The organism is Olsenella uli (genome assembly GCF_016899935.1).
Classification (GTDB): Bacteria; Actinomycetota; Coriobacteriia; order Coriobacteriales; family Atopobiaceae; genus Thermophilibacter; species Thermophilibacter uli_B.
Genome location: NZ_JACJJK010000024.1, coordinates 1 through 285 on the forward strand (window position 1 = coordinate 1; position 285 = coordinate 285).

Sequence of the window (285 nt, forward strand, 5' to 3'; positions counted from 1 at the left end):
GCTTCATCCAGGACAGAAAGATTCAATTCGTAATAAATAAAGTTTTTGTATCTTGTTTCGTAAATTAAATCCGCTTTTTTCAGCTTAGACAGATGATATGATAAAGCTTGTGGTGTCATATTCAACGCCTGAGCTAAATCTCCCGAACTTATTCTACCTTCTCTTAATTTCAAGAGGATTTTCCTACGGGTTTCATCCGCTAACGCAGATAAAACTTCGTGTAATGCCAAACTATCACACTCCAAGTATTTCAAATTATTTTTAAATAGATTGTATTGTATGCCC

General features: G+C 34.4%; 1 protein-coding gene. It reads right to left on the bottom strand.

The window, feature by feature from the left end; translation table 11 throughout:
* Positions 1-285: metalloregulator ArsR/SmtB family transcription factor (locus H6A07_RS09700; RefSeq protein WP_204814717.1), on the bottom strand; the 285-nt coding region annotated here is incomplete at both ends.